This window comes from Pseudomonas glycinis (assembly GCF_054871425.1).
This window is the reverse complement of the sequence record NZ_JBTYHF010000003.1, coordinates 194986-218983: the sequence shown is the minus strand read 5'-3', so window position 1 is coordinate 218983 and position 23998 is coordinate 194986. Positions and strand designations below refer to the sequence as shown.

The 23998-nt window shown below is 57.5% G+C and carries 17 protein-coding genes; 15 read left to right on the top strand and 2 right to left on the bottom strand.

The features are described 5' to 3' along the window. Positions 1–111 precede the first annotated feature (111 nt). Positions 112–1143, bottom strand: a complete 1032-nt coding sequence (gene rsgA, locus ACYSTU_RS08620) for a small ribosomal subunit biogenesis GTPase RsgA (RefSeq protein ID WP_024011360.1) — start codon at positions 1141–1143, stop codon at positions 112–114. 107 nt (positions 1144–1250) lie between these two features. Between rsgA and orn the strand changes: the two genes are divergently transcribed. From orn to ACYSTU_RS08590, 6 genes are all read left to right on the top strand, one after another. Beyond that, positions 1251–1793 (top strand): oligoribonuclease, encoded by a 543-nt coding sequence (orn, locus tag ACYSTU_RS08615; protein ID WP_110644898.1) that lies wholly within the window; start codon positions 1251–1253, stop codon positions 1791–1793. 151 nt (positions 1794–1944) lie between these two features. Continuing rightward, positions 1945–2559, top strand: a complete 615-nt coding sequence (locus ACYSTU_RS08610) for a trimeric intracellular cation channel family protein (RefSeq protein ID WP_174823854.1) — start codon at positions 1945–1947, stop codon at positions 2557–2559. Between the two features lie 175 nt (positions 2560–2734). Further along, positions 2735–3769, top strand: coding sequence for a hypothetical protein (locus ACYSTU_RS08605; RefSeq protein WP_498997468.1), 1035 nt, complete (start codon positions 2735–2737; stop codon positions 3767–3769). A 177-nt stretch (positions 3770–3946) separates the two neighbouring features. Continuing rightward, a complete protein-coding gene (locus ACYSTU_RS08600) occupies positions 3947–6373 on the top strand; it encodes a leucine-rich repeat domain-containing protein (protein WP_498997465.1) in 2427 nt (808 codons plus the stop codon). Between the two features lie 331 nt (positions 6374–6704). Further along, a complete protein-coding gene (locus tag ACYSTU_RS08595; protein ID WP_217879219.1) occupies positions 6705–7646 on the top strand; it encodes a hypothetical protein in 942 nt (313 codons plus the stop codon). Positions 7647–7739: 93 nt separating this feature from the next. Continuing rightward, positions 7740–12512, top strand: coding sequence for an RHS repeat domain-containing protein (locus ACYSTU_RS08590; protein ID WP_498997462.1), 4773 nt, complete (start codon positions 7740–7742; stop codon positions 12510–12512). 31 nt (positions 12513–12543) lie between these two features. Here ACYSTU_RS08590 and queG read toward each other — a convergent pair whose 3' ends face one another. Then, positions 12544–13656, bottom strand: coding sequence for a tRNA epoxyqueuosine(34) reductase QueG (queG, locus tag ACYSTU_RS08585; protein WP_498997459.1), 1113 nt, complete (start codon positions 13654–13656; stop codon positions 12544–12546). Between the two features lie 63 nt (positions 13657–13719). Here queG and ACYSTU_RS08580 point away from each other — a divergent pair, with 63 nt between their 5' ends. From ACYSTU_RS08580 to hflC, 9 genes are all read left to right on the top strand, one after another. Beyond that, positions 13720–15219, top strand: a complete 1500-nt coding sequence (locus tag ACYSTU_RS08580) for an NAD(P)H-hydrate dehydratase (RefSeq protein ID WP_498997456.1) — start codon at positions 13720–13722, stop codon at positions 15217–15219. Then, entirely contained in the window at positions 15207–15677 is a 471-nt protein-coding gene (gene tsaE / locus ACYSTU_RS08575; RefSeq protein WP_016771950.1) for a tRNA (adenosine(37)-N6)-threonylcarbamoyltransferase complex ATPase subunit type 1 TsaE, read from the top strand. The genes ACYSTU_RS08580 and tsaE overlap by 13 nt, the downstream gene beginning before the upstream one ends. A 51-nt stretch (positions 15678–15728) precedes the next feature. Further along, positions 15729–17108 carry an N-acetylmuramoyl-L-alanine amidase gene (locus tag ACYSTU_RS08570; RefSeq protein ID WP_370593506.1) on the top strand — a complete coding sequence of 460 codons (1380 nt, stop codon included), beginning with the start codon at positions 15729–15731 and terminating at the stop codon, positions 17106–17108. Next, on the top strand, positions 17105–19012 hold the full coding sequence (gene mutL, locus ACYSTU_RS08565) for a DNA mismatch repair endonuclease MutL (protein WP_024011367.1): 1908 nt from the start codon (positions 17105–17107) through the stop codon (positions 19010–19012). The genes ACYSTU_RS08570 and mutL overlap by 4 nt, the downstream gene beginning before the upstream one ends. Then, positions 19012–19983, top strand: coding sequence for a tRNA (adenosine(37)-N6)-dimethylallyltransferase MiaA (miaA, locus tag ACYSTU_RS08560; RefSeq protein WP_122601477.1), 972 nt, complete (start codon positions 19012–19014; stop codon positions 19981–19983). Before mutL ends, miaA begins: the two co-directional genes overlap by 1 nt. A gap of 95 nt (positions 19984–20078) precedes the next feature. After that, a complete protein-coding gene (gene hfq / locus ACYSTU_RS08555; protein WP_016771947.1) occupies positions 20079–20345 on the top strand; it encodes an RNA chaperone Hfq in 267 nt (88 codons plus the stop codon). A 12-nt stretch (positions 20346–20357) separates the two neighbouring features. Continuing rightward, positions 20358–21659 carry a ribosome rescue GTPase HflX gene (hflX, locus tag ACYSTU_RS08550; RefSeq protein ID WP_016771946.1) on the top strand — a complete coding sequence of 434 codons (1302 nt, stop codon included), beginning with the start codon at positions 20358–20360 and terminating at the stop codon, positions 21657–21659. A gap of 96 nt (positions 21660–21755) precedes the next feature. Then, the gene (gene hflK, locus ACYSTU_RS08545) at positions 21756–22922 is read left to right on the top strand and encodes an FtsH protease activity modulator HflK (RefSeq protein ID WP_024011368.1); all 1167 of its coding nucleotides are present in this window, start codon (positions 21756–21758) and stop codon (positions 22920–22922) included. Next, positions 22922–23791, top strand: coding sequence for a protease modulator HflC (gene hflC / locus ACYSTU_RS08540; protein WP_016771945.1), 870 nt, complete (start codon positions 22922–22924; stop codon positions 23789–23791). The genes hflK and hflC overlap by 1 nt, the downstream gene beginning before the upstream one ends. Positions 23792–23998 lie beyond the last annotated feature (207 nt).

The window sequence follows — 23998 nt, the reverse complement described above, 5'->3', positions numbered from 1 at the left end:
AGCAGTCGTGCAAGTGCCTACAGAAGAAGCTGACGTTTAAGAGGAGGAGAGGTGAGTCAGACGCAGTCCGACAACCGGCAGCCCATCGCGTAGGGCTGCCGGCGTGGCTGTTTAATAGCCGTTTTCAGGCAGGCTGGCGATGATCGAGCGATAGCTGTTCATCCGTTGCTGCTGGATGCGGCCATCTTCCAGGGCCTTGAGCAGTGCACAACCCGGTTCGCGATCGTGCTTGCAGTCGCGGAAGCGGCAAGTGCCAAGCAGGTCATCGAACTCGATGAAACCGGCTTCGACGTCGGCGCGGCTGACGTGGCCCAGACCGAATTCGCGGATGCCCGGGGAGTCGATCAGTTCACCGCCACCGGGGAAGTGGAACAGGCGCGCGGTGGTGGTGGTGTGCGTGCCCTGACCGGACAATTCCGACAACGGCCCGACGCGGGTTTCGACTTCCGGCAGCAGGCTGTTGACCAGCGACGACTTGCCGACGCCGGACTGGCCGACGAACACGCTGATGCGTCCGTCGAGCTGCTTTTGCAGCTGCTCCATGCCATCGCCGTGGTGCGCCGAGACTTCCAGCACCGGATAACCCAGCGTGCGATACACCGCCAGCAACGCGTTCAGCGCCGGGGCGTTCTGCTCGTCAATCAGGTCGAATTTGTTCAGCAGCAGAAGCGGGCGGATGCCGGCATGTTCGGCGGCGACCAGATAGCGGTCGATCAGGTTGGCGTGAGGCTCGGGCAGCGGCGCGAACACGATGACGATCATGTCGACGTTGGCAGCAACCGGTTTGAGCTGGCCACGGCTGTCGGGGCGGCACAGTTCGGTGCTGCGCGGCAGTTGCGCGACGATCACGCCAATGCCTTGGTTGCCGGCGCGCCAGACCACTTTGTCGCCGGTGACCAGCGCTGGCAGGTTGGCGCGCAAGTGGCAGCGGAACACTTGGCCGGCGAGTTCGCCGTCAACAGCTTCGACTTCGACCTGCACACCGAAGTGGGCGATCACCAGGCCGTGCTGCTCAGGGCCAAGGTCGCCGCCCTCGAGGGCCTCGACCGCCGAGGACTCGCGTTTGGCGGCGCGTGCGGCGCGCTCGCCCTGAATCTTTTCGATGCGCCAGTTTTGACGACGATTGAGTTGGCGTTTGGCCATGGGTGTTCCGTCTGAAGAATGCAGCGATTAGGTAAAACGGCCGCGAGTTTAGCACGCCCGGCCACCGGCCTAGGCTAAACTGCGCAGCATTGCCTAGGAGCCCGAATATGCAAAACCCGCAGAACCTGATCTGGATCGACCTGGAAATGACCGGTCTGGACCCGGACAACGATGTCATCATCGAAATGGCCACCATCGTCACCGACAGTGAGCTGAATACATTGGCCGAAGGCCCGGTGATCGCCATCCATCACAGCGACGAAGTGCTCGCGCGCATGGACGAATGGAACACCCGCACTCACGGTAATTCCGGCCTGACCCAGCGTGTACGTGAAAGCCGCATCAGCATGGCTGAGGCAGAAGCTGAGACCATTGCCTTCCTGGAAAAGTGGGTGCCGAAGGGCAAATCGCCGATCTGCGGCAACAGCATCTGCCAGGACCGTCGCTTTCTTTATACCCACATGAAGGCGCTGGAAAGCTACTTCCACTACCGCAACCTCGACGTCTCGACGCTCAAGGAACTGGCCGCACGCTGGGCTCCGGACGTGCGCGACAGCTTCAAGAAGGGCAGCACGCACCTGGCCCTGGACGACATTCGCGAATCGATCGCCGAGTTGCAGCATTACCGCAAGCACTTCATCAAATTCTGATGCGGCGGTGTCCGCTCTGACGCTTCGCGAGCTGGCTCGTTCCCGCACGGAATGCACCTCATGTGGGGAGCGAGCCGGCTCGCGAAAGGCGCGCCCTCTTCTGGTGCGGCGCTGAAATGGCTAGACTGCGCGCCTTCCTGCCTGGACTGCCATCATGTTGCTGATGCTCTATCTGATCGCCATTACCGCCGAAGCCATGACTGGCGCGCTGTCCGCCGGACGACGTGGCATGGACTGGTTCGGCGTGGTGCTGATCGCCTGCATCACCGCGCTCGGTGGCGGTTCGGTGCGCGACGTGTTGCTCGGGCACTACCCGCTGACCTGGGTCAAACATCCGGAATATCTGGTGCTGACCTCGGTGGCGGCGATGTTCACCGTATTCGCTGCGCGCTGGATGCGCCACCTGCGCTCGCTGTTTCTGGTGCTCGATGCAGTTGGACTGGTGGCATTTACTTTGATCGGTTGCATGACGGCGCTGGAAATGGGTCACGGCATGTTGGTGGCTTCCGTCAGCGGAGTCATCACCGGCGTCTTTGGCGGTATTCTTCGCGATATCTTCTGCAACGATATTCCCTTGATCTTTCGCCGCGAACTTTACGCCAGCGTCTCATTTGCTGCGGCGTGGTGCTACATGTTGTGTCTTTATCTCAATGTGCCAGGTGAACAAGCCATTCTGATCACTTTGTTTGGCGGATTCCTGTTGCGTCTGCTGGCCATTCGTTTTCATTGGGAAATGCCGAAGTTCGTTTATAACGACGAACACTGATAGATCGTGCGTTCTTGTCATTGAAGTTGATTAATGGCAAATATGTTGTTTGTGACTGGTGCGCGCATATTTCTTACACTTTTCAGTTTGATCTTTGCTTGATGGGTATGTAGTTTTTTTGCTGACATATTTTCGATGTCAGTATCAAATTATATTCTTACAAAGGAGCTGCATTGTGAGTGAAAGCATGGATCTTCAAGATAATCAAAATGACAATCCGCCCACTCTGGCGGGGCTGTCCAGTTTAAAAGTCAAGTTTGATGCTGGTAATAATACTCAAAGCAGGGCACTTGTCGCTAATGGCCGAATGCAGGTCAAAGTTCAAGTACTCGTTGCCGGAGTGGACGCCGACGGCAACGCAATGCATGTACCCGCAGATGTAATGGAAAGCATCCAGCTTATTCATTACGCGACCGGCAAGACCTTGCGCGATGGCTGGGTCGCGAGCTCAGTCCAAGGGCGGTTTACGCGTGAGGCACGTCCTGCACCTGACGCCGAAGACAGGCACGACGATGATCTTGAGAATGACAGCGTTCATCCACAGGTTCGTACGTTCTGGGTTTCCTCATCGAGCGCCGGAACGACTGAGATCGGTGCGCGCCTGTCCGTGAATGGCGAGACGATCCTCAGTAACGGAACCACGCCTGCCAGTGTTCATTACAGCAGCGTGACTGTGGAAGCGGAAACGCCTTCGACATATGGTGTAGACGGAGTATTTCGGTTGTACCAGACCAGAATTGGCAATGAGTCGCCCGGTAACCGTATCTGGAAGTACCATTTGGGACTGTACCCGGGTGGGAAGCAGATCCGGCTGGTCGACTGGATTGCAGAGGGGGCAGAAGAGGGCAAGGATTACGATTTTGCGGGTGGTAACCGGCTTAACGAAATAAAAACAAATTACATGGAATGCATTTTCGTGCGTCCCGAAACATCCAGTGTCGTCGTCTCTTTGCCTGACAGGGGTGATCCGTTTGCATACACTTTTACCAGTGATGCGCAAACATGGAACTCGAAGCATTATCACGTAAATACTCAAAGCGACGGGGAGTTGACCATCGTCCAGGCTCTATCTGAATACTCGAAAAACACCGGGCCACAAAAATATGGCGGCGTCCTCCACTTCATCGCGATCGATGAATATGGTACTGAGCATAAATTGGCAATCCGCGTGAATTTTCACGAGCGTAATTTATATCTTCAACGAGGCTGAGTTCGTTCACTGATGCAATGTCGGTGAATGTAGTAGATGTATATGCGTTTGGCATTTCGACTGCAGATAAGCTGCCATGTCGATGATCAGGCATATGCACGAAAGTGCTTTTCTGATGACTCGCGTTGGCCCTGCACTCTGTGTGGCCAGCGCACCCCCTCTCAAGGATGAGCGATCATGACTGGCAAACCGCCGAAGATCAAACCTGTATCTGTCCCAACCAAACCCTCCGATTCCAGCATCGATGTCTCCCACCGACCGTTGTCCTCGTCTTCGACAGTGGCGCATTTGACTGTTGCACATCATCAGGAACCGCTGCATTCGCAATTTTCATCGGATCCGCTGGCGATAACGCCTGGCGTCAATGTGAGCACGACCACGACGTATTCCACATTCGACGAATTCCCAAGGTTTTCCGCACAAGATCCCCTGGAAAGCTACTGGATACCCTCACAAGAGGGTCTCGATGAGTCCGTTGCACTGGGTATCAAAACCTTGAAGCATCGCCAGTATGTTGCCGTCGCTGATAATCACATCGTACAAGTGGTCCGAGACGCCGAGAGTGGCCTGTTTCGCGCCACACATGCCAGAGAATTGCATCCTTCCGGTCCGCTGTTGAGGCCTGACAGCGAGGGCCGGTTGTGGGTTGCAGTGGAGAGTGACGGTTTTACTATCTCCGATTTAATTGCAGCGCAGGCCGCAGAACTTTTTCGCCGATCGGGACGCTCCGTTGCGCAGCTTTCCGACACCGCGGTTGTACGCATGCTGGCAGTGAGCGGGGTCAACGAAGCAGTGCTGCGCGATGTGATTGCGCATGATCGCCCTGTGCCTTTTTTGTTGGAGGACACCCTCAGGCGATTCGAACTTGATCAGCAAATACAGGCGGAGGGCCGGGTAGCCCCTGAGAGTTTCACGCGCTTCAAAGACGTTGAGGATGCGTTCGAGTCCGATTGTAATGAAGATACTTTGCGGATGCGCCGGGTATTTCCTGATCTACCGAAAACCGCTGCACGAGCGATATGGCGTAATACCAGTGCTGCCGAGCGTTTGCATATGCATAACCAACCGGGCATCCCACAGAGAGTGGCGCTAGAGGCTCTATTGGCTCTGCGAGAAGTTCGCTTGGCAAGGGCCGTGGAAGGCATTTATTTGGAGGCGGTAGTCAATCCCGACAGTGATCGGTTAGTGCTGCATATGATCGGAGATCTCGTGGATTGGCCCCACCAGATTCGTATCGAGATTCGCCAAGGCGCGATTGACGGAGACGTCTTTGCGGCGATCGGCGATGCCCGGTCATCGGATCGTCACCTGCTGATTCGTCATGATGATGGTTACATCGTTGCAAGCGGCGGCCCGCCGTCCGTTCTGGGTGCGCAAAATCTGTATACGACACTCTGGACCCTGTTGTTGCCAGTACATCGCCAATCGCTCGGCATCTCGGACGACGCTGCCCAGGCGCTGCAAAAATTAATCCGTAGTCAGCCTTCACCATCGCGGCGAGTGGTGAGTGAAGTGCTGCGCCTGGCACCGCTACCAGCCACCGTCAACGCTGCCAGAACGCAAGGCCGGCAAGAAGGGCTATTGCGCGGCGGAGCCGACGTCAGGCCTGAATCGCCAAAGTCTTTCGAACGTCGCGTGCGTGATCTTCATCCAGAAATTTCGGATGAAGACGTGGCTGCTTTTATCGACAAGCGTTTACAGCACGACCCCTCTGGAGTTTTAAGTCGTCTGGAAAATGAGTTCGCCACGCTGCGTCATGAATTGGAAGTGTGGCGCGCTGAGGTGCCTCCACATCCATCAAAGGGAGTGGAATGGAGCGCCGAGGCGTTTGCTGAACAATCGCGGTTGCGTCAGAGGTTTAGCGAAAAACTGCAATCCACTTGGCAGCAAAAGCTGCTTTCAGTTGACGGCGTAGCAGATGAAAGCTTCGATTCATTTATCGATTTCACCGACGAGTTGCCGCAAATGAGCGCCAGATTCGAGCATGTGGCCGGGCTGGGGCTGGAGGCGCGCAATCCAGGTGTGAAATTGGGTAGGTTTCTCGACAGCTTCCCCAACCTGGCTTATCTGGTCCTTGAAAACGTGCGCATGGATCGATTCGCTCCGGGCATTTTTCAGATGCGTGGCTTGCAACACCTGATCTTGAAAGGTTGCTCACTGAGACTGTCCGAAAATGATGCGGAGGGGCTTTCGAGAATCGAAACGCTGACACTGTTAAGGCTTGATGGAAACCCGTTGGGTGTCGCTCCTCATCTGGGATTCATGCGTCAGATGAAAGAGTTGTATCTGGCTAACTCGGGGCTGACCGGTATTCCTGGCGGTGTAGAGCAATTGAGTAGACTGAAAATTCTTGATTTACGGGATAACAATATTGTTGATGTCGGGGATGATTTTTTTGAGATCCCGGATACCCAAGACACGTATGTCGATCTGAGGGGTAATCCGTTAAGCCAGGTAGCACTATTGCGTATCAATGACTATCTCCAGAACACCAGTATGGATAGCGAAATCGATATCAGGACTCAGGAACAGGTGTTTGATGAGATTTTCGAGCTTTCCGAATTTTCGGACAGCGGTGTAGGGTCTGATAGTGACGAGGGTTGAAGTTTTTCTGACGTGATAATCACCTTCCAGTAACAATTGACAATATTAACAAAGTCCACTTCCAGTCGCGTTTTGCAAACGGTTTCGTGTGAGTGGGCTTTTTTGTGTGTGAAAGTTTTCGGTATTGCATTGTGTTGCCTGTTTGGTTGGTTTCGGTGTTGAGATTATTTTCTGGCTCTGACTAAGTTTTTTCGGTTTGTGTTATTCGGGGCGTTTTTAATCATTACAAGTGGAAATAAAGCGCTTGTTTTATTTGTGTTTAGTGCGTGTATTAATACCGGCTCAAGCAGCGCTGTCGTGCTGCGTAAATAAATTGGTTAACGGGTTTTATATGTTTGAGCAAGATTTGAGTATTCAGCGGTTTCAAGTAACGCTCGACACTTCAACAATTCGGCATAAGGCGCTTTACGCCAACGGTCGTATGCAAGTCAGGGTATTGGTGCTGGTTTCGGGAGAAAATTCGAATGCTGAGGAGGTGTCGCTCTATGGGCATCCGGCCCTTGAGACTCTCAAGCTGATCGGCTATGACACCTCCGCACCATTGGGGGGTAGCTGGAGTGTCGGGACTCAGGAGAACCGTTACGCGCACGATATGTCAGGTGGCGCATCCCGCGTTTTTCCGCTAGTGCCAGCGCCTGATAACCGGATATCGGGTCCATCGGAACGTGTGCAGATTTTTGAATTTTGGGTCACCAGCAATCGACCGGGTTCGATTCAGATTGCCGCTGAAATCACATTGCAAGGCGTAACATATCGAAGCGATGGCCGGAACGGCTATGACAGTAGCGTTACCCTGGAGGCGATCGCCCCCAAGCAGTATCCAATCGCGAATTTCATGATAAAAAAAACCAGAGTTCTTGATCTGCCCAGCCTTTTTGAACGAACCGAATTACACAGTCTCTCTTTACATGCGGAAGGACGGCAGATCAATTTGCTGGATTGGACGAGTTTCGACACCAGATACGACGAAGAGTTTGCAACCGAATTTTTCTCATCGGGTAATGCCCTCAATGTATCTCATGGGATGAGAAGTTATGTTGGTTTTATTGGGCCGATCTATGGTGTGCAAGTCACCGCCCGCACTTCAAAAGGATTTCGCTCTTTGGCTCAGGATCCTGGGGTCATATCGATACTTAGCCATTTGACACAAGACTATCCGAACAAACCTGGTCGTACGGCTCAATTGAGTCTGCAGGTTTTTGATGAATACGGTACCGAGCACAGAGTCCGTGTCAATCCTGATATTGCTACTCGCTCTTACACATTGAGTTGACAAGTTTTGCGATTCCCCCGTGTTCGTTGTTCTGTGCAAAGTAAGCGGGGCGCTAGCTGGTGTGCTTTTTTCGAAAATGACAGGGAGTTATCCATGAACAGTCAAGCTACTGATTCAGTGCGTTCCAATGCATTCAATTTCGGCGGATTTGTCGCTGGTGGCGTAGATCCCCGCACGGGGATATATACCTTGGCTCTGACACTAGGTGCCATTCGCTCTACCGACCTTAACGGACCATCATTCAATCTTTCGCTGGGCTTCAACCCTATTGACACGCGTAACGCAGGTTATGGCTCAGGGTGGTCGCTGGCGACCAGTCGTTATGACTTGCGCAGTAAGGTCATGACGCTGGCCAACGGTGAGACCTATAAAGCCTCTGAAACTTCTAAGGCTTTATTTTTCAAGGAAATGAAACTGGAGAGCGCCAAGGTTCTGAAAACGGGTGTCGGGCATTATGCCGTCCACTACAAGGATGGTCGGCGAGAAGAGCTTGAGGTTTTTGGTGCCACCCAGATCGCGGTGCCCAAGAAAATTATCGCTGCGAACGGCGCAAGCATCGCTTTGAAGTATGTCTTGTTCAATGAGCAACCAAGACTCGTTGAGATAAGGGATGCAAAAAGAGTACTGCTCAAGGTCAGCGGTACTGCTGGCAAGCTTACTTTGACGCAGAATCCCGGCATGCTGGAAAGCGCAGAGTTCTCGCTGACATTCAGTAATGATCGTGTCACCACCATTGCCTTACCGGTCGGCGGGCGCTGGGATCTCCAGTACGAAATCATTGACGGTATCAATTATGTCAGTCGTGTGGAGTCGCCTCTCGGGACCGTTGAAATCATTCGCTACAAGCGCGATGGCCACTTGCTTCCTGGTGGAATGCAACGCGTGCCGTACGTGATAGCGCATGATATTTTTGCCAAGCAAGGACAGCGAAAAATAATCAAGACCTATACCTACTCGGAACCAAACTACCTAGGCTATGGTGTAGAAGCGGATAGCAAGGATGACATTGACCTGCTTTACCGTGCACAGGCTAAATATCAGTACAGCTCCACTGAACAGTTGATTGTGGGGAGTAAGCTCCATACTCACACCAAACGCACTTACAACAAATTTCATCTGTTGGTCTCTGAAGTGACGCAGTGTGGTAATGCGGTGACGGCGGCTGCTACCGAATATCACTGTAACGTCACCAAGCCGTTTACTGAGCAGGACCCGCAATTCAGGATGCCCAAGTCCCTTACACTCAGTTATGAAAACCGCACGACCAAAAAAAAGCGCACCGAGGTATCCACCACTGAATTCGACTCTGTCGGCAACCTTGTCAAGCAAGTGAGTGCCAACGGGCTGACCACGCAGTTTGAATACTACCCAAACTCCGAATCAAAAGACTGCCCGAAAGATCCCCTAGGGTTTGTCCGCTTTCTGAAGCAGAAGACCGTAGTGCCTGCGGTTGGCGGCGGTGCCTCTACCGTTACCCGCTATCGATACGCTTTGCATCCCGCACTCGAAGGTGCGACGCACGCTAATGTGGTGCCCATCCAGGAGGAGTTTTTCGAACTGGTGGATGGAAGTGAGATTCTTCGCTCCCAAGTCGACCTGACTTATCTCAATACACCCAAGGACCCTGCCAGGCACGGATTATTGCTACAGCAAAGCGTGGTCCGCAATGCCACGACAACTCGCATCGAGTACTCGTATGTATTAGACGGTAGCAGGCTGGTGCTGAAAAAAACCGTGCACGGTTTTGACAACACCACCAGTTCGAGTGAGCAAACGCTCTCGACCCTGAATGGACTGATAGTGTCGGAGCGAGATGCTGACGACCGCGTTATCGAGTACGAATACGACAAGCTTGGCCGCCGTCTGCGCAAGACACTCGCAGCCGGTACGGCGTATGCCTCCTCTACTCATTGGAACTATGAGGCTGCCAAAGATAACAGGCCTGCGAGGCTGACCACGACAGACTCGTCAGGTGGTATGCAAATCGCCAAATACGATGGTCTGGGCCGCATCATGGCGATTCAGGAAAAGGATTGCGACAACCCCGACACGCATGGCAACTGCCCGATGCGCACGGTCTACAGCGCGTTTCATGACCAGTCGGGACGGCCCGTGGAGGTCATTCACAGCGATTGGTGGGAAGGCCTTCCGCGTGAGGTCAAGACGGAGTTTTCTTACGACAATTGGGGGCAGGTCACGGAGACCCGCCATGGCGATGGGCGCATCGAGCATAGTGTGTTCGACCCGATCAGCCGCCAGCAGCAAAACTGGCAGCAGGGCATGGGCAAGACAGTTGTCGCCGTCAATGCTTTCGGTAAGCCGGACAGCGTCGAGATGTTCGATCTCAAGGATCAAAGCCTGGGTAAAACCGTTTATAAATATGACGGTTTGGGCCGAACCTTGAGTCAGACCGATCCCGCCGGCAACATCACTCGCTACGAATATGATGCGTTCGACCGGATGGTTCGCAGTGTTCTGCCGGACGGCCATGCCGTGGAAACCACATTTGCCGCCCATAGCACTGGTGAGCTGCCGGTTGAAATCAAAGTGGCGGGTTTGCCACTGGGACAACAGAGGTTCGATGGTTTGAACCGTGTGACCGAGATTACTGTGGGGGGGCGTAAGTCGGTCGCCAGTTACGAGGCCGGGCGCAGCCTACCCAAGTCCTCCACAGATGCAGCGGGTCAGAAGATCGAGTTAGTCCATGCCCCTGAGCTGGGCGGGGTGTTGACTGAGCGCAAAGCAGTGACCGAGGGGGAAGATAACGGGTTGACCACCCGATTCACCTACGATGTCCAGAACGGAAAAACCAAGAGCTGCATCGAACAAGGTCGCGAGCGTCATTTCGAGTATTTCCCCTCTGGACGCCTGAAGTCGGAAACCAGCCAATTCGGCGAACAGCGCAAGACGGTTTCCCATACCTATTCTTTCGCCGGTTTGCCCCTTACCTACATGGATGTGCTCGGTACAAAGCATCAGACGCAGTACGACAACTGGGGGCGAAAAACCTCATTCAAGCAAGGTGCGGTGCAGGCTGATTATTTCTATGACAAACGCGGCCTGCTGGAGAGGATCGAAACACGCGATACTTCGACCAAGCGCCTGTTGACGACGCGTCTGACCTACGACGATATAGGGCGTGAAATAACCCGAAGTTTTGAAGTCAGCGGTTTGCCCACTCAGACGCTGAGCTCCAGCTACACCGTGGCAGGTAAACTGGCGCAGAAGGTTTTGAGGCGCGGCGCTTTCGTGCTGCGTGACGAGCGTTTCACTTACGACGTTCGCGGGCGCCTCAAACAGTACGACTGTGATGGCAGCCAGCGGCCACGGGATCCGTACGGAAAGGAGATCGCTCAGCAAATATTTACCTTCGACGCGCAGGACAACATCCTGACGCTGCAAACCACCTTTCCCCAAGGCGTCAACGTAACGACCTTCAGTTTCAGCGAAATCGATCCGGCGCAGCTTATTGGGGTAATGCACTCCCATGCTGATTATCCCGCGCCGGTCTCCCTGGAGTACGACGCCAACGGTCGAATAATCAAGGACGATCAGACGCGCACTCTGGCTTATGACGCCTTCGGTCGGCTGACCCAAGTGAGTAATGCACGCGGGGATGTGGTGCGTGGTTTCCATTACGACGGCTTTGACCGAGTCGTTGAACTGTCGCAACCGCGCATGCCGGATATGCAGCGCTACTATCACCACTCGGCAGTCAGTAGCGAAATTCGTGGCGAGGATTCGCGCAGTGTCGTGCGCGATCGTGGCCTGATACTGGGGCAACAGCAATTCGGGGCTAACGTCGGCAGCCGGATCTTCGGGGCGGATCAACAGCAAACGGTGCTGACCCAGTTACACGGGGAGCAATGGGAAGACAATGCCTACAGCCCTTATGGACATCGTCCTGCCGAAGGCGCGTTGTTCAGCCTTGCGGGTTTCAATGGCGAGCAACTGGATGCAGTCACAGGTCTGTACCTGCTCGGCAACGGTTACCGGGCCTACAGCCCAACCCTGATGCGGTTCACCAGTCCCGACAGCATGAGTCCGTTTGGTGCGGGCGGTTTGAATGCCTATGCATACTGCCTGGGTGATCCGGTCAACCGCATTGACCCTACTGGACATATTTCCTGGCAGTCGATTGCGGGGCTTGCGCTGGGGGTTATCGGGATTGTCGCGAGTATCGTGACCCTCGGTGCTGCTACGCCATTAGCCCTGTTGGCAATGGGGTTGGGCGTCGCTTCAGGGGTGACTGCCGTTGGCAGCGAGATTGCCTATGCGTATGACCCGCAGTCGCGGGTAGGCGAAATACTCGGCTGGGTAAGTATGGGGCTGGGTATTGCGTCGGCTGCTGCGGGTGCACTGGCGGTTCGACACGCAGTCGCGCAAACACTGAAGCCGCGCCCGTATCTTGTGAAACTGGCTGACGAGCCGCCAGTCAGGATCGTTGAAAAGGAATACGCGACGTTCGGCATGCCTTACAAAAAAGAGTTTTCCAAATCAAGCAAAGCCGGAGCGGCTGCTGCTGAGGCGGAGCCGCCAGCAAACTGGACGGTTATTGAAGATTTTGCCGGTCACAATTATCTCGATGAGGGAAAACGTGGAAAAGCACAGCTTGCCAAGTACTACGAGTACAAGGCAGAGATCATTAACCACAATACGCATCCTCGAGAAGCAGCCAAGGTTTTTCCCACGGGCCTGTACGAGAACTATCCCAACTACAACAACTTCAAGCCCAATGGTGAGCATAAGGGATTCATGCATGCACACATGCGTGTGACGTGTGAACACCGTGCTTTTTTTCTGGTGAATGACAACACCAAACAAATCATCATCAAGCAAGTCGGCGCTCACGACCCGCAATGGTGATTAGCGTGTGGTCCCGTTTTCGTAGCACAGTCTACGGGTCACCCGTTCCGTCCGTTGGCAATGTAGTGGCCTGGGTATGGATTAGAGCCGAATGCTGGCTTAACGCCCATTCCACGTGTTCTCTAACCAACTCTGACGGATAATCCCGTCGCGCCTTCAACGCTTCCAGCACCGGAATCGTTGAAGGCGCATTTCCCAGCCCCACCGCCAGATTGCGCAACCAGCGCTCATACCCGGCGCGCCGCAATGGCGAACCTTCGGTGCTGCTTAGAAACTTATCTTCATCCCACAAAAACAACTCGGCCAACTGTACGTTATCCAGATTGTGCCGTGGCTTGAAATCGTTTTCCCCGGTCGGCCGGGCGAAACGGTTCCACGGGCAGACGATCTGGCAATCGTCGCAGCCAAACACGCGATTGCCAATCAACGGCCGCAACTCTTCGGGAATCGCGGTTTTCAGCTCGATGGTCAGATAGGAAATGCAGCGCCGCGCGTCCAGCACATAGGGGCCGACGAAGGCGTTGGTCGGGCAGATATCCAGACACGCAGTGCAACGGCCGCAATGTTCGCTGCTATGCGGTTCATCCACCGGCAACGGCAGGTCGACGAACAACTCGCTGAGGAAGAAATAACTGCCGGCCTTGCGATTCAGTACAAGGGTGTTTTTGCCGATCCAGCCCAGCCCGGCCTGTTCGGCGATGGCTTTTTCCAGCACTGGCGCACTGTCGACAAAGGCACGAAAACCGAACGGGCCGATCTCTGCCTGGATCCTGTCGGCCAATTGTTGAACGCGTTTACGGATCAATTTGTGGTAATCGCGGCCCAAGGCATAACGCGACACGTAAGCCTTTTCCGGTTCAGCCAGGCGTTTGGCCATTTCGGTATCGCCCGGCAAGTAGTCCATGCGCAGGGAAACCACGCGCAACGTGCCCGGCACCAGTTCTTCCGGGTGCGAGCGTTTGCTGCCATGGGCGCCCATGTAGTCCATTTCGCCGTGATAGCCGGCGTCGAGCCAGCGTTGCAGATGCTGCTCGTGCTCGGCCAGGTCCAGACCGCTGATGCCGACTTGCTGGAAGCCCAGCTCGCGGCCCCAATCCTTGATCGATCGGGCGAGGGCGGGCAGGTCTGTGGTGATGGCGGACATGAGGCGAGAGAAACCGGAGCTGAGGTGCGTATAATTCTGCCAGACATCGGAGCCCGAAGACGCATGCCGCAGACGAAAGATGAATTACCCGACGCGCTGTACCGTGCCGCGCAGGTGCGCGAACTCGACGCGCGGCTGATCGCCGCCGGCACGCCGGGCTTCGAATTGATGCAGCGCGCCGCCCGCGCGACGTGGCGCGCACTGGTGCGCAAGTGGCCGGCAGCGAACGAACTGACGGTGCTCGCCGGGCACGGCAACAACGCTGGCGACGGTTATCTGGTGGCCGGGCTGGCGCTGCGGGCCGGTTGGACGGTGCGCGTTCTCGCCGTCGGCGATCCGCAGCGTTTGCAGGGCGATGCCGCACTGGCCCATGCCGAATCGGTGGCTGCTGGTGTTGTGGTGCAAGGCTGGCAGGGGCAAAGCGAGCTGCACGGTGTCGTCCTTGATGCCTTGCTCGGCACTGGCCTGAGCGGCGAAGTGCGTGAGCCCTATGCATCGGCGATCAAGGCGATCAACGCCTGCGGTTTGCCGGTAGCGGCGGTCGATATTCCGTCAGGGCTATGTGCCGATACCGGACGTGAACTGGGCGTCGCGGTCCACGCCGATCTAACGGTGACATTCATTGCTATGAAGATCGGGCTGTTAACCGGCGACGCGGCGGATCATATCGGCGAACTGGTGTTCAACGACTTGCAAGCCACCGACGAAATTTTCAGTGACATTCCCGTCTGCGCTCAACGCCTGAGTGCCGCTAATCTCCCAGCACTTGCGCCGCGTGCGCCGACCTCGCACAAGGGGCGCTTTGGTCATGTGTTGCTGATCGGCGGCGATCACGGGTTCGGCGGAGCGATTCTGCTCAGCACGGAAATGGCCTTGCGCGGCGGCGCGGGCATGGTTTCGCTGGCGACTCGCCCAGAGCATGTGCCGGCGGCGCTGACTCGGGTGCCGGAGGCGATGGCGCTCGGCACCTCGTCAGCCAATCAACTGATGGGGCTGCTGGAAAAGGTTTCGGTATTGGTGGTCGGGCCGGGCCTCGGTCAGGCCAGTTGGGGCCGTGCCCTGCTGTCGGCTGCCGCCAATGCACCATTGCCGCAGGTGTGGGACGCTGACGCGTTGAACCTGCTGGCCAGCGATTTTGTCCAGTTGCCCAAGGATTGCGTGATCACCCCGCATCCGGGTGAAGCGGCGCGCTTGCTTGGCGTCAGCACCACTGAGGTGCAGGCCGATCGCCCGGCCGCTGCTCTGGCGTTGAGCAAAAAGTATTCAGCGGTAGTGGTTCTGAAAGGTGCCGGCAGTCTGATCGCCCATCCAGACGGGCGTCTGGCCCTCTGTCATCAGGGCCATCCGGCGATGGCCACAGGCGGGTTGGGTGATGTACTGGCCGGTCTCACCGGCGCATTGCTGGCCCAAGGCATGGGCGCGTTCGATGCGGCATGCCTGGCCGTCTGGCTGCACGCCAACGCGGGTATGCAACAAGGCAAATTCGGCCGTGGGCTGGCGGCCAGTGATCTGATTCCAGCCATTCGTCAGTTGTTGGAGGAGCAAGCACCGTGTCTGAAGTAACCCTGTACCTGGCCGATGAACAGGCGATGAGCGACTTTGGCGCACGGATCGCCCGCGTCACCCAGGGCCATGGCCTGATTTTTCTCGAAGGCAATCTGGGTATGGGCAAAACCACCCTGTCGCGGGGCATCATTCGCGGTTTGGGGCATGTTGGCGCGGTAAAAAGTCCGACATTCACATTGGTCGAGCCTTACGAGATCGGTGACATTCGTGCCTTCCACTTCGACCTGTATCGCCTGGTCGATCCCGAGGAGCTGGAGTTTCTCGGCATCCGTGACTACTTCGAAGACGATGCCCTGTGCCTGATCGAGTGGCCCGATAAAGGTGCAGGCTTTTTGCCAAAGCCCGACCTGACCATTACCATTAGCCCGCAAGACAGCGGGCGTTCGCTGAAAATTTTAGCCCAGGGCTCGCGTGGCGAGGCCTGGTGTGCCGCTTTGGCATTGGAATCCAATTAAATGATGGGGTTTGGTATGCGCTTTCGCGCGTTGGTGGCTGCCGCTGGACTGATGTTGATGGCAGTAACCGTCAACGCTGTGGCCGATTCAAAGGTCAACAGCGTGCGCCTGTGGCGGGCGCCGGACAACACGCGACTGGTCTTTGACCTCAGCGGCCCGGTGCAGCACAGCGTTTTCACCCTGACAGCCCCGGACCGGCTGGTAATCGACATAAACGGCGCCACCCTCGGCGCGCCGTTGAACGTGCAGACCGCGAACACGCCGATCACTGCGATGCGCTCGGCCCAGCGCACCCCGACCGACCTGCGCGTGGTCATTGACCTGAAAAAAGCCGTCACTCCGAAAAGCTTCTCGCTGGCGCCGAACGCGCAGTATGGCAACCGTCTGGTGGTCGATCTGTTCGACAACCCGGCCGATGCCGCGCCGCCGCCGGCCCCGACGCCATCGGTGGCAACCGTGCCGGCAGTGCCGGTGACCCCGACCGAACCGGCGATCAAGCTGCCGCCAGCCCCGGCCGGCAAACGCGACATTATCGTGGTGATCGACGCCGGCCACGGTGGCGAAGACCCGGGCGCGTCCGGCTCGCGCGGCCAGCGTGAGAAAGACGTGGTACTGCAGATCGCTCGCGAGTTGCAGCGTCAGGTCAACGGCATGAAAGGCTTCCGCGCCGAGCTGACCCGTACCGGCGACTACTTCATTCCATTGCGCGGGCGTACCGAAATCGCCCGCAAGAAGGGCGCCGACCTGTTCGTCTCGATCCACGCCGACGCCGCGCCGTCCGCAGCCGCGTTCGGGGCGTCGGTGTTCGCCCTCTCTGATCGTGGCGCTACGTCCGAAACAGCCCGTTGGCTGGCCGACAGTGAAAACCGGTCCGACCTGATTGGCGGTGCCGGCAACGTCAGCCTCGACGATAAGGATCGTATGCTGGCGGGCGTGTTGCTCGATCTGTCGATGACCGCGTCGCTGACCTCCAGCCTCAACGTCGGGCAAAAAGTGCTGACCAACATCGGTCGCGTCACGCCGCTGCACAAACAACGTGTGGAACAAGCCGGGTTCATGGTGCTGAAGTCGCCGGACATTCCGTCGATCCTGGTCGAAACCGGCTTCATCTCCAACGCCAACGAAGCGAACAAACTGTCCGCATCGAGCCACCAGCAAGCGCTGGCCCGTTCGATCAGCAGCGGCGTGCGCCAGTTCTTCCAGCAGAATCCGCCACCGGGCACTTACATTGCCTGGCTGCGTGATTCCGGCAAGATCGCCCAAGGCCCGCGCGACCACCGTGTCGGCCCGGGGGAAACCCTGGCGATGATCGGCGTGCGCTATCAGGTCTCGCCGGCCACCTTGCGTGCTGCAAACAACCTGAAAAGTGACGAGTTGAAAGTCGGTCAGCACCTGACCATTCCAGGCACCGAACTGGCGTCCAAAGAATGAACCAGGTAATGAACACGGCGCGCATCGAGCTGCTCAGCCCGCGGCTGGCGAACCAGATTGCCGCCGGTGAGGTGGTTGAGCGCCCGGCTTCGGTGATCAAGGAGTTGCTGGAAAACAGCCTCGACTCCGGCGCCAAGCGTATCGATGTCGATGTCGAGCAGGGCGGCGTCAAGCTGCTGCGCGTGCGCGATGACGGCAGCGGTATTTCTGCCGATGACCTGCCGCTGGCCTTGGCCCGTCACGCCACCAGCAAGATTCGCAACCTCGAAGACCTCGAGCAGGTGATGAGCCTGGGTTTCCGTGGCGAGGCGCTGGCGTCGATCAGCTCCGTGGCGCGTCTGACCCTGACCTCGCGCACCCGCGATGCCGATCAGGCCTGGCAGGTCGAGACCGAAGGCCGGGACATGGCGCCGCGCGTGCAGCCGGCGGCGCATCCGGTCGGCACTTCGGTGGAAGTCCGCGACCTGTTCTTCAACACCCCGGCCCGGCGCAAATTTCTCAAGACCGAAAAAACCGAATTCGATCACTTGCAAGAAGTGATCAAGCGTCTGGCGCTGGCGCGCTTCGACGTGGCTTTTCATCTGCGCCACAACGGCAAGACCATCCTCAGCCTGCACGAGGCCCACGATGATGCAGCCCGCGCCCGGCGTGTGGCGGCGATCTGCGGTTCAGGTTTCCTTGAGCAGGCGCTGCCTATCGAGATCGAACGCAACGGCCTGCACCTGTGGGGCTGGGTCGGTTTGCCGACCTTCAACCGCAGTCAGGCGGACTTGCAGTATTTCTTCGTAAACGGCCGAGCAGTGCGCGACAAACTGGTAGCCCATGCGGTTCGTCAGGCTTATCGCGACGTGCTGTTCAATGGCCGGCACCCGACCTTCGCGCTGTTTTTCGAGGTCGATCCCGCAGCGGTAGACGTCAACGTCCACCCGACCAAACACGAAGTGCGTTTCCGTGACGGGCGCATGGTCCACGATTTCCTGTATGGCACGCTGCACCGTGCGCTGGGCGATGTGCGTCCGGAAGATCAACTGGCCGGTTCGGTGACCACGGCGATCGTTCGGCCGAGCGGGATCGAGGCGGGCGAATTCGGCCCACAGGGCGAGATGCGTCTGGCCGCCAATGCGCTGCTGGAGCAGCCGCAGGCGCAACCGGCGTTCAACACGTCATCCGGGGCCAGCGCTGGCGGCGCTTATCAGTATCAATACACGCCGCGTCCGCAATCGGCGTTGCCTGCTGCCGAGGCGCAAGCCGCTTACAAAGAGTTTTTCGCGCCGCTGCCTGAAGCCAATGCCAGCGCGCTGCCAACCGGTCAGGAAGATATCCCGCCGCTCGGCTATGCACTGGCGCAGCTCAAGGGCATCTATATTTTGTCCGAGAACGCCCATGGCCTGGTGCTGGTGGACATGCATGCCGCCCACGAGCGAATCATGTACGAGCGCCTGAAGATCGCCATGGCCAGCGAAGGTCTCAGTGGCCAGCCGTTGCTGGTGCCGGAGTCGCTGGCCGTGAGTCAGCGCGAGGCCGATTGTGCTGAAGAACACGCCGCTTGGTTTCAGCGCCTTGGTTTTGAATTGCAGCGCCTGGGGCCGGAAACCCTGGCGATCCGGCAGATTCCCGCATTGCTCAAGCAGGCCGAAGCCAATCGACTGGTCGGCGACGTGCTTTCTGATTTGATGGAGTACGGCACCAGCGACCGTATCCAGGCGCACCTCAACGAACTGCTCGGCACCATGGCCTGCCACGGCGCGATCCGCGCCAACCGGCGTCTGGCTCTGCCGGAAATGAACGGCCTGCTGCGCGACATGGAAAACACCGAGCGCAGCGGTCAATGCAACCATGGCCGACCGACCTGGACCCAGCTGGGTCTGGACGATCTGGACAAACTGTTCCTGCGCGGTCGTTGATGAGCCAGCTTCCTCCAGCGATTTTCCTGATGGGCCCGACCGCTGCGGGCAAGACCGATCTGGCCATCGAGCTGACCAAGGTGCTGCCGTGCGAATTGATCAGTGTCGATTCGGCGCTGGTCTACCGCGGCATGGACATCGGCACGGCCAAACCTTCGAAAGAACTGCTCGCCGAATATCCGCACCGGCTGATCGACATTCTCGATCCTGCTGAAGCGTATTCCGCTGCCGATTTTCGTCGCGACGCGTTGCAGGCCATGGCCGAGATCACTGGGCGAGGAAAGATCCCGCTGCTGGTCGGCGGCACCATGCTCTATTACAAGGCTCTGGTCGAAGGTCTGGCGGACATGCCGGCGGCCGATCCCGAGGTCCGTGCGCAGATCGAGGAAGAAGCTGCACGCCTCGGCTGGCAAGCCCTGCACGATCAACTGGCGCAAATCGATCCGGTGTCGGCGGCGCGCATTCATCCCAATGATCCGCAGCGCTTGAGTCGGGCACTTGAAGTGTATCGAGTCAGCGGGCAGAGCATGACCGCCCTGCGCGAGCAACAATCTGCGCAAAGTACTGAAGCAGCCGCTTCGGGACGCCAACAATTGCCCTATACTGTCGCGAACCTGGCCATTGCTCCGGCGAATCGTCAGGTTTTGCACCAGCGAATTGAACAAAGATTCACAAATATGTTGGAACAGGGATTCATCGACGAGGTCGTAGCCCTGCGTAAAAGAAGTGACCTGCATTCGGGGTTGCCGTCTATACGTGCGGTAGGCTACCGCCAAGTCTGGGATTACCTGGACGGCAAGCTGACATTGGCCCAGATGCAGGAGCGGGGCATCATCGCCACGCGCCAATTGGCCAAACGCCAGTTTACCTGGCTGCGCAGCTGGGACGATTTGCACTGGCTGGACAGTCTTGATTGCGACAATCTGCCACGCGCCTTGAAATACCTTGGGACCATCTCCATATTGAGCTGAGTCCTTGCAATTGCCGTCTATCCTTGGGGGTGTGACGGCCGAAGCCATCTGAATTTACCTGTTTTTATTATTGAATCCTTAAAGGAGTGCGGCACATGTCAAAAGGGCATTCGCTACAAGACCCTTACCTGAACACTTTACGTAAAGAGAAAGTCGGGGTTTCCATCTACCTGGTCAACGGTATCAAGCTGCAAGGGACGATCGAGTCGTTCGACCAGTTCGTGATCCTGCTGAAAAACACCGTAAGCCAGATGGTCTACAAACACGCTATCTCGACCGTCGTGCCGGTTCGTCCAATTCGTCTGCCTAGCGCAACCGAAAACGAACAGGGCGATGCCGATGCAGCGCCGGGTAACGCCTGATAGGAGTCTCCTTTGTTCTTTGAGCGCCACGGTGGTGGTGAACGAGTCATCCTCGTTCACTTGGATGGACAGGACCCTGAGGCGCGCGAAGATCCGCAGGAGTTTCAGGAGTTGGCAAATTCGGCTGGCGCCGAGACCGTCGCGTTTTTTAACGTGCCGCGTCATCGGCCAACCGCCAAATATCTGATCGGCAGCGGCAAGGTCGAGGAACTGCGCGACCTGGTCAAGGCTGAAGAAGCCGATCTGGTGATTTTCAATCACATCCTCACGCCCAGTCAGGAACGCAACCTCGAACGTGTTTTCGAGTGTCGCGTGATCGACCGCACCGGGCTGATTCTCGATATTTTCGCCCAACGCGCACGCACCCATGAGGGCAAGCTGCAGGTCGAACTGGCCCAGCTTGACCACATGAGCACGCGGCTGGTTCGCGGCTGGACTCACCTTGAACGTCAGGGTGGCGGTATCGGTATGCGCGGCCCGGGTGAAACCCAGCTGGAAACCGACCGCCGTCTGCTGCGGGTTCGCCTGCGTCAGATCAAGGGGCGGCTGGAGAAGGTGCGCAGTCAGCGCGAGCAGTCGCGCCGTGGCCGATCCCGTGCGGACATTCCTACCGTTTCGCTGGTGGGCTACACCAACGCGGGCAAATCGACACTCTTCAACAACGTGACGAAGTCCGAGGTGTACGCGGCCGATCAACTGTTCGCCACGCTCGACCCGACCCTGCGCCGGCTGGAGCTTGACGACCTCGGTCCGATCGTCCTCGCCGATACCGTGGGCTTCATTCGTCACCTGCCACACAAGCTGGTCGAGGCATTTCGGTCTACGCTCGAAGAGTCGAGCAATTCCGACCTGCTGCTGCACGTGATCGATGCGGCCGAACCGGATCGCATGTTGCAGATCGAGCAGGTGATGGTGGTGCTGGGCGAGATTGGTGCCCAGGACTTGCCGATCCTCGAGGTCTATAACAAACTCGATTTGCTCGAAGGCGTCGAGCCGCAGATCCAGCGCGATGCCGATGGCAAGCCGCAACGGGTCTGGCTCTCGGCGCGTGATGGCAGCGGTCTGGAATTGCTTGAACAGGCCATCGCCGAGTTGCTCGGGAGTGATCTGTTCGTCGGTACCTTGCGCTTGCCGCAACGCTTCGCTCGACTGCGTGCGCAGTTCTTCGAACTCGGTGCGGTGCAGAAAGAAGAATACGATGAAGAAGGTGTCAGCCTGCTGGCCGTTCGTTTGCCCCGGATCGAGTTGAATCGATTGGTAAGCCGCGAAGGATTGCAGCCGATGGAATTCATCGAGCAACACACTTTGCAATAAAAGCCTGACAAAGCGGTTGTGCCGCAACGGCAGGCATTCTGTAGCATTGGTCGGCGCGCCGTGGGTGCGTCTTTGCTTTATCAGATGGAGAGCGCTATGGCTTGGAATGAGCCGGGTGGCAACTCGAATAATCAGGATCCCTGGGGTGGCAAGCGCCGCAATAACGGCGACCGCAAGGGGCCACCGGATCTCGACGAGGCCTTCCGAAAGCTGCAGGAAAGCCTGAACGGGTTGTTCGGTGGTGGTAAGAAACGCGGTGATGACGGCGGCGGGTCGGGGCGCAGCAGTGGCGGCTTCGGCGGTCTGCTCGGCATCGGCCTGGTCGTGCTCGCGGCTGTCTGGCTGTACAGCGCGGTCTACGTGGTGGACGAGCAGGAGCAAGCCGTGGTGCTGCGCTTCGGCAAGTACTACGAGACTGTCGGCCCGGGCCTGAACATCTACTTCCCGCCGATCGACAAGAAGTACATGGAGAACGTGACGCGTGAGCGTGCGTATACCAAGCAGGGCCAGATGCTGACTGAAGACGAGAATATCGTCGAAGTGCCGCTGACCGTGCAGTACAAGATCAGCAACCTGCAGGACTTCGTGCTGAACGTCGATCAGCCGGAAATCAGCCTGCAGCACGCGACTGAAAGTGCACTGCGTCACGTGGTCGGTTCCACCGCCATGGATCAGGTGCTGACCGAAGGTCGTGAATTGATGGCCAGCGAAATCAAGGAGCGTCTGCAACGTTTCCTCGATACCTATCGCACCGGTATCACCGTCACCCAGGTCAACGTACAGAGTGCAGCGGCACCGCGTGAAGTACAGGAAGCCTTCGATGACGTGATCCGCGCCCGTGAAGACGAGCAGCGTTCGCGCAACCAGGCTGAAACCTACGCCAACGGCGTTGTGCCGGAAGCCCGTGGTCAGGCCCAGCGCATCATCGAAGATGCCAACGGTTATCGCGACGAGACCATCTCGCGCGCCAAGGGTGAGGCCGATCGCTTCACCAAACTGGTCGCCGAGTATCGCAAGGCACCTGAAGTCACCCGCGAGCGTCTGTACCTGGACACCATGCAGGAAGTCTTCAGCAATACCAGCAAGGTCCTCGTGACCGGCAACAAGAACGGCCAGAGCAATCTGCTCTACCTGCCGTTGGACAAGATGATCCAGAACAGTTCGGGTAATGCACCGGTGACCGGTTCGGCCGCCAGCAACAACACGGACGTCACGCCGCATGTCACCGACGTGCCGCAGACGCGTACAAGGGAGACCCGCTGATGAGCAATAAATCGCTGATCGCCCTGATCGTTGGCGTCGTTGTGGTACTGGTGGGCTGGAATTGCTTCTACATCGTCGCTCAGACCGAGCGCGCGGTGCTGCTGCAATTCGGTCGTGTGGTTCAGGCCGATGTCCAGCCGGGTCTGCATGTGAAGGTGCCTTACGTCAACCAGGTGCGCAAATTCGACGCGCGTCTGCTGACGCTGGATGCACCGACGCAGCGCTTCCTGACTCTGGAAAAGAAAGCCGTGATGGTCGATGCCTACGCCAAGTGGCGGGTGAAAGATGCCGAGCGCTTCTACACCGCGACTTCGGGTCTGAAGCAGATCGCCGACGAGCGTTTGTCCCGTCGTCTCGAATCGGGCCTGCGTGACCAGTTCGGCAAGCGCACCCTGCACGAAGTGGTGTCGGGTGAGCGTGATGCGCTGATGGCTGACATCACTGCGTCGCTGAACAAGATGGCGGAAAAAGAGCTGGGTATCGAAGTGGTCGATGTCCGGGTCAAGGCCATCGATCTGCCGAAGGAAGTGAACCGCAGTGTGTTCGAACGTATGAGCACCGAGCGTGAGCGTGAAGCTCGCGAGCACCGCGCCAAGGGTAACGAGCTGGCCGAAGGCATCCGTGCCGACGCCGATCGTCAACGCCGCGTGCTGCTGGCCGAAGCCTATCGTGAATCCGAAGAGGTTCGCGGTGACGGTGACGCCCAGGCTGCTGCGATCTACTCCAAGGCCTACGGCCAGGACCAGGAGTTCTACGGTTTCTACCGTAGCCTGCGTGCCTACCGTGAAAGCTTCGCGAACAAATCCGACGTCCTGGTCCTCGACCCAAGCAGCGACTTCTTCCGTTATCTGGAAAAAGCCAAACCTTGATACGACGTTGACCTGAATCAGTCCGCCCGGCGGCTAAAACCTCGGGCGGGGTGATCCTTTCGGAAAACGTGTGTATGATGCGGCAGCCGGGAAATTCCCGGCTTTTTTGCGTCTGCACGTTTGATTGCTGTTTTTGTTGCAGACATCGGGTTTGAATAGCCCGGGCGTTTTTCGAGGAAAGTGATGGGCGAAGCCGCCAGCCGGCCT

Coding starts and splice junctions, on each gene's coding strand:
- rsgA (WP_024011360.1), bottom strand. CDS start 1,143: ATGGCCAAACGCCAACTCAATCGTCGTCAAAACTGGCGCATCGAAAAG.
- orn (WP_110644898.1), top strand. CDS start 1,251: ATGCAAAACCCGCAGAACCTGATCTGGATCGACCTGGAAATGACCGGT.
- ACYSTU_RS08600 (WP_498997465.1), top strand. CDS start 3,947: ATGACTGGCAAACCGCCGAAGATCAAACCTGTATCTGTCCCAACCAAA.
- ACYSTU_RS08595 (WP_217879219.1), top strand. CDS start 6,705: ATGTTTGAGCAAGATTTGAGTATTCAGCGGTTTCAAGTAACGCTCGAC.
- ACYSTU_RS08590 (WP_498997462.1), top strand. CDS start 7,740: ATGAACAGTCAAGCTACTGATTCAGTGCGTTCCAATGCATTCAATTTC.
- queG (WP_498997459.1), bottom strand. CDS start 13,656: ATGTCCGCCATCACCACAGACCTGCCCGCCCTCGCCCGATCGATCAAG.
- ACYSTU_RS08580 (WP_498997456.1), top strand. CDS start 13,720: ATGCCGCAGACGAAAGATGAATTACCCGACGCGCTGTACCGTGCCGCG.
- ACYSTU_RS08570 (WP_370593506.1), top strand. CDS start 15,729: ATGTTGATGGCAGTAACCGTCAACGCTGTGGCCGATTCAAAGGTCAAC.
- mutL (WP_024011367.1), top strand. CDS start 17,105: ATGAACCAGGTAATGAACACGGCGCGCATCGAGCTGCTCAGCCCGCGG.
- miaA (WP_122601477.1), top strand. CDS start 19,012: ATGAGCCAGCTTCCTCCAGCGATTTTCCTGATGGGCCCGACCGCTGCG.
- hfq (WP_016771947.1), top strand. CDS start 20,079: ATGTCAAAAGGGCATTCGCTACAAGACCCTTACCTGAACACTTTACGT.
- hflK (WP_024011368.1), top strand. CDS start 21,756: ATGGCTTGGAATGAGCCGGGTGGCAACTCGAATAATCAGGATCCCTGG.
- hflC (WP_016771945.1), top strand. CDS start 22,922: ATGAGCAATAAATCGCTGATCGCCCTGATCGTTGGCGTCGTTGTGGTA.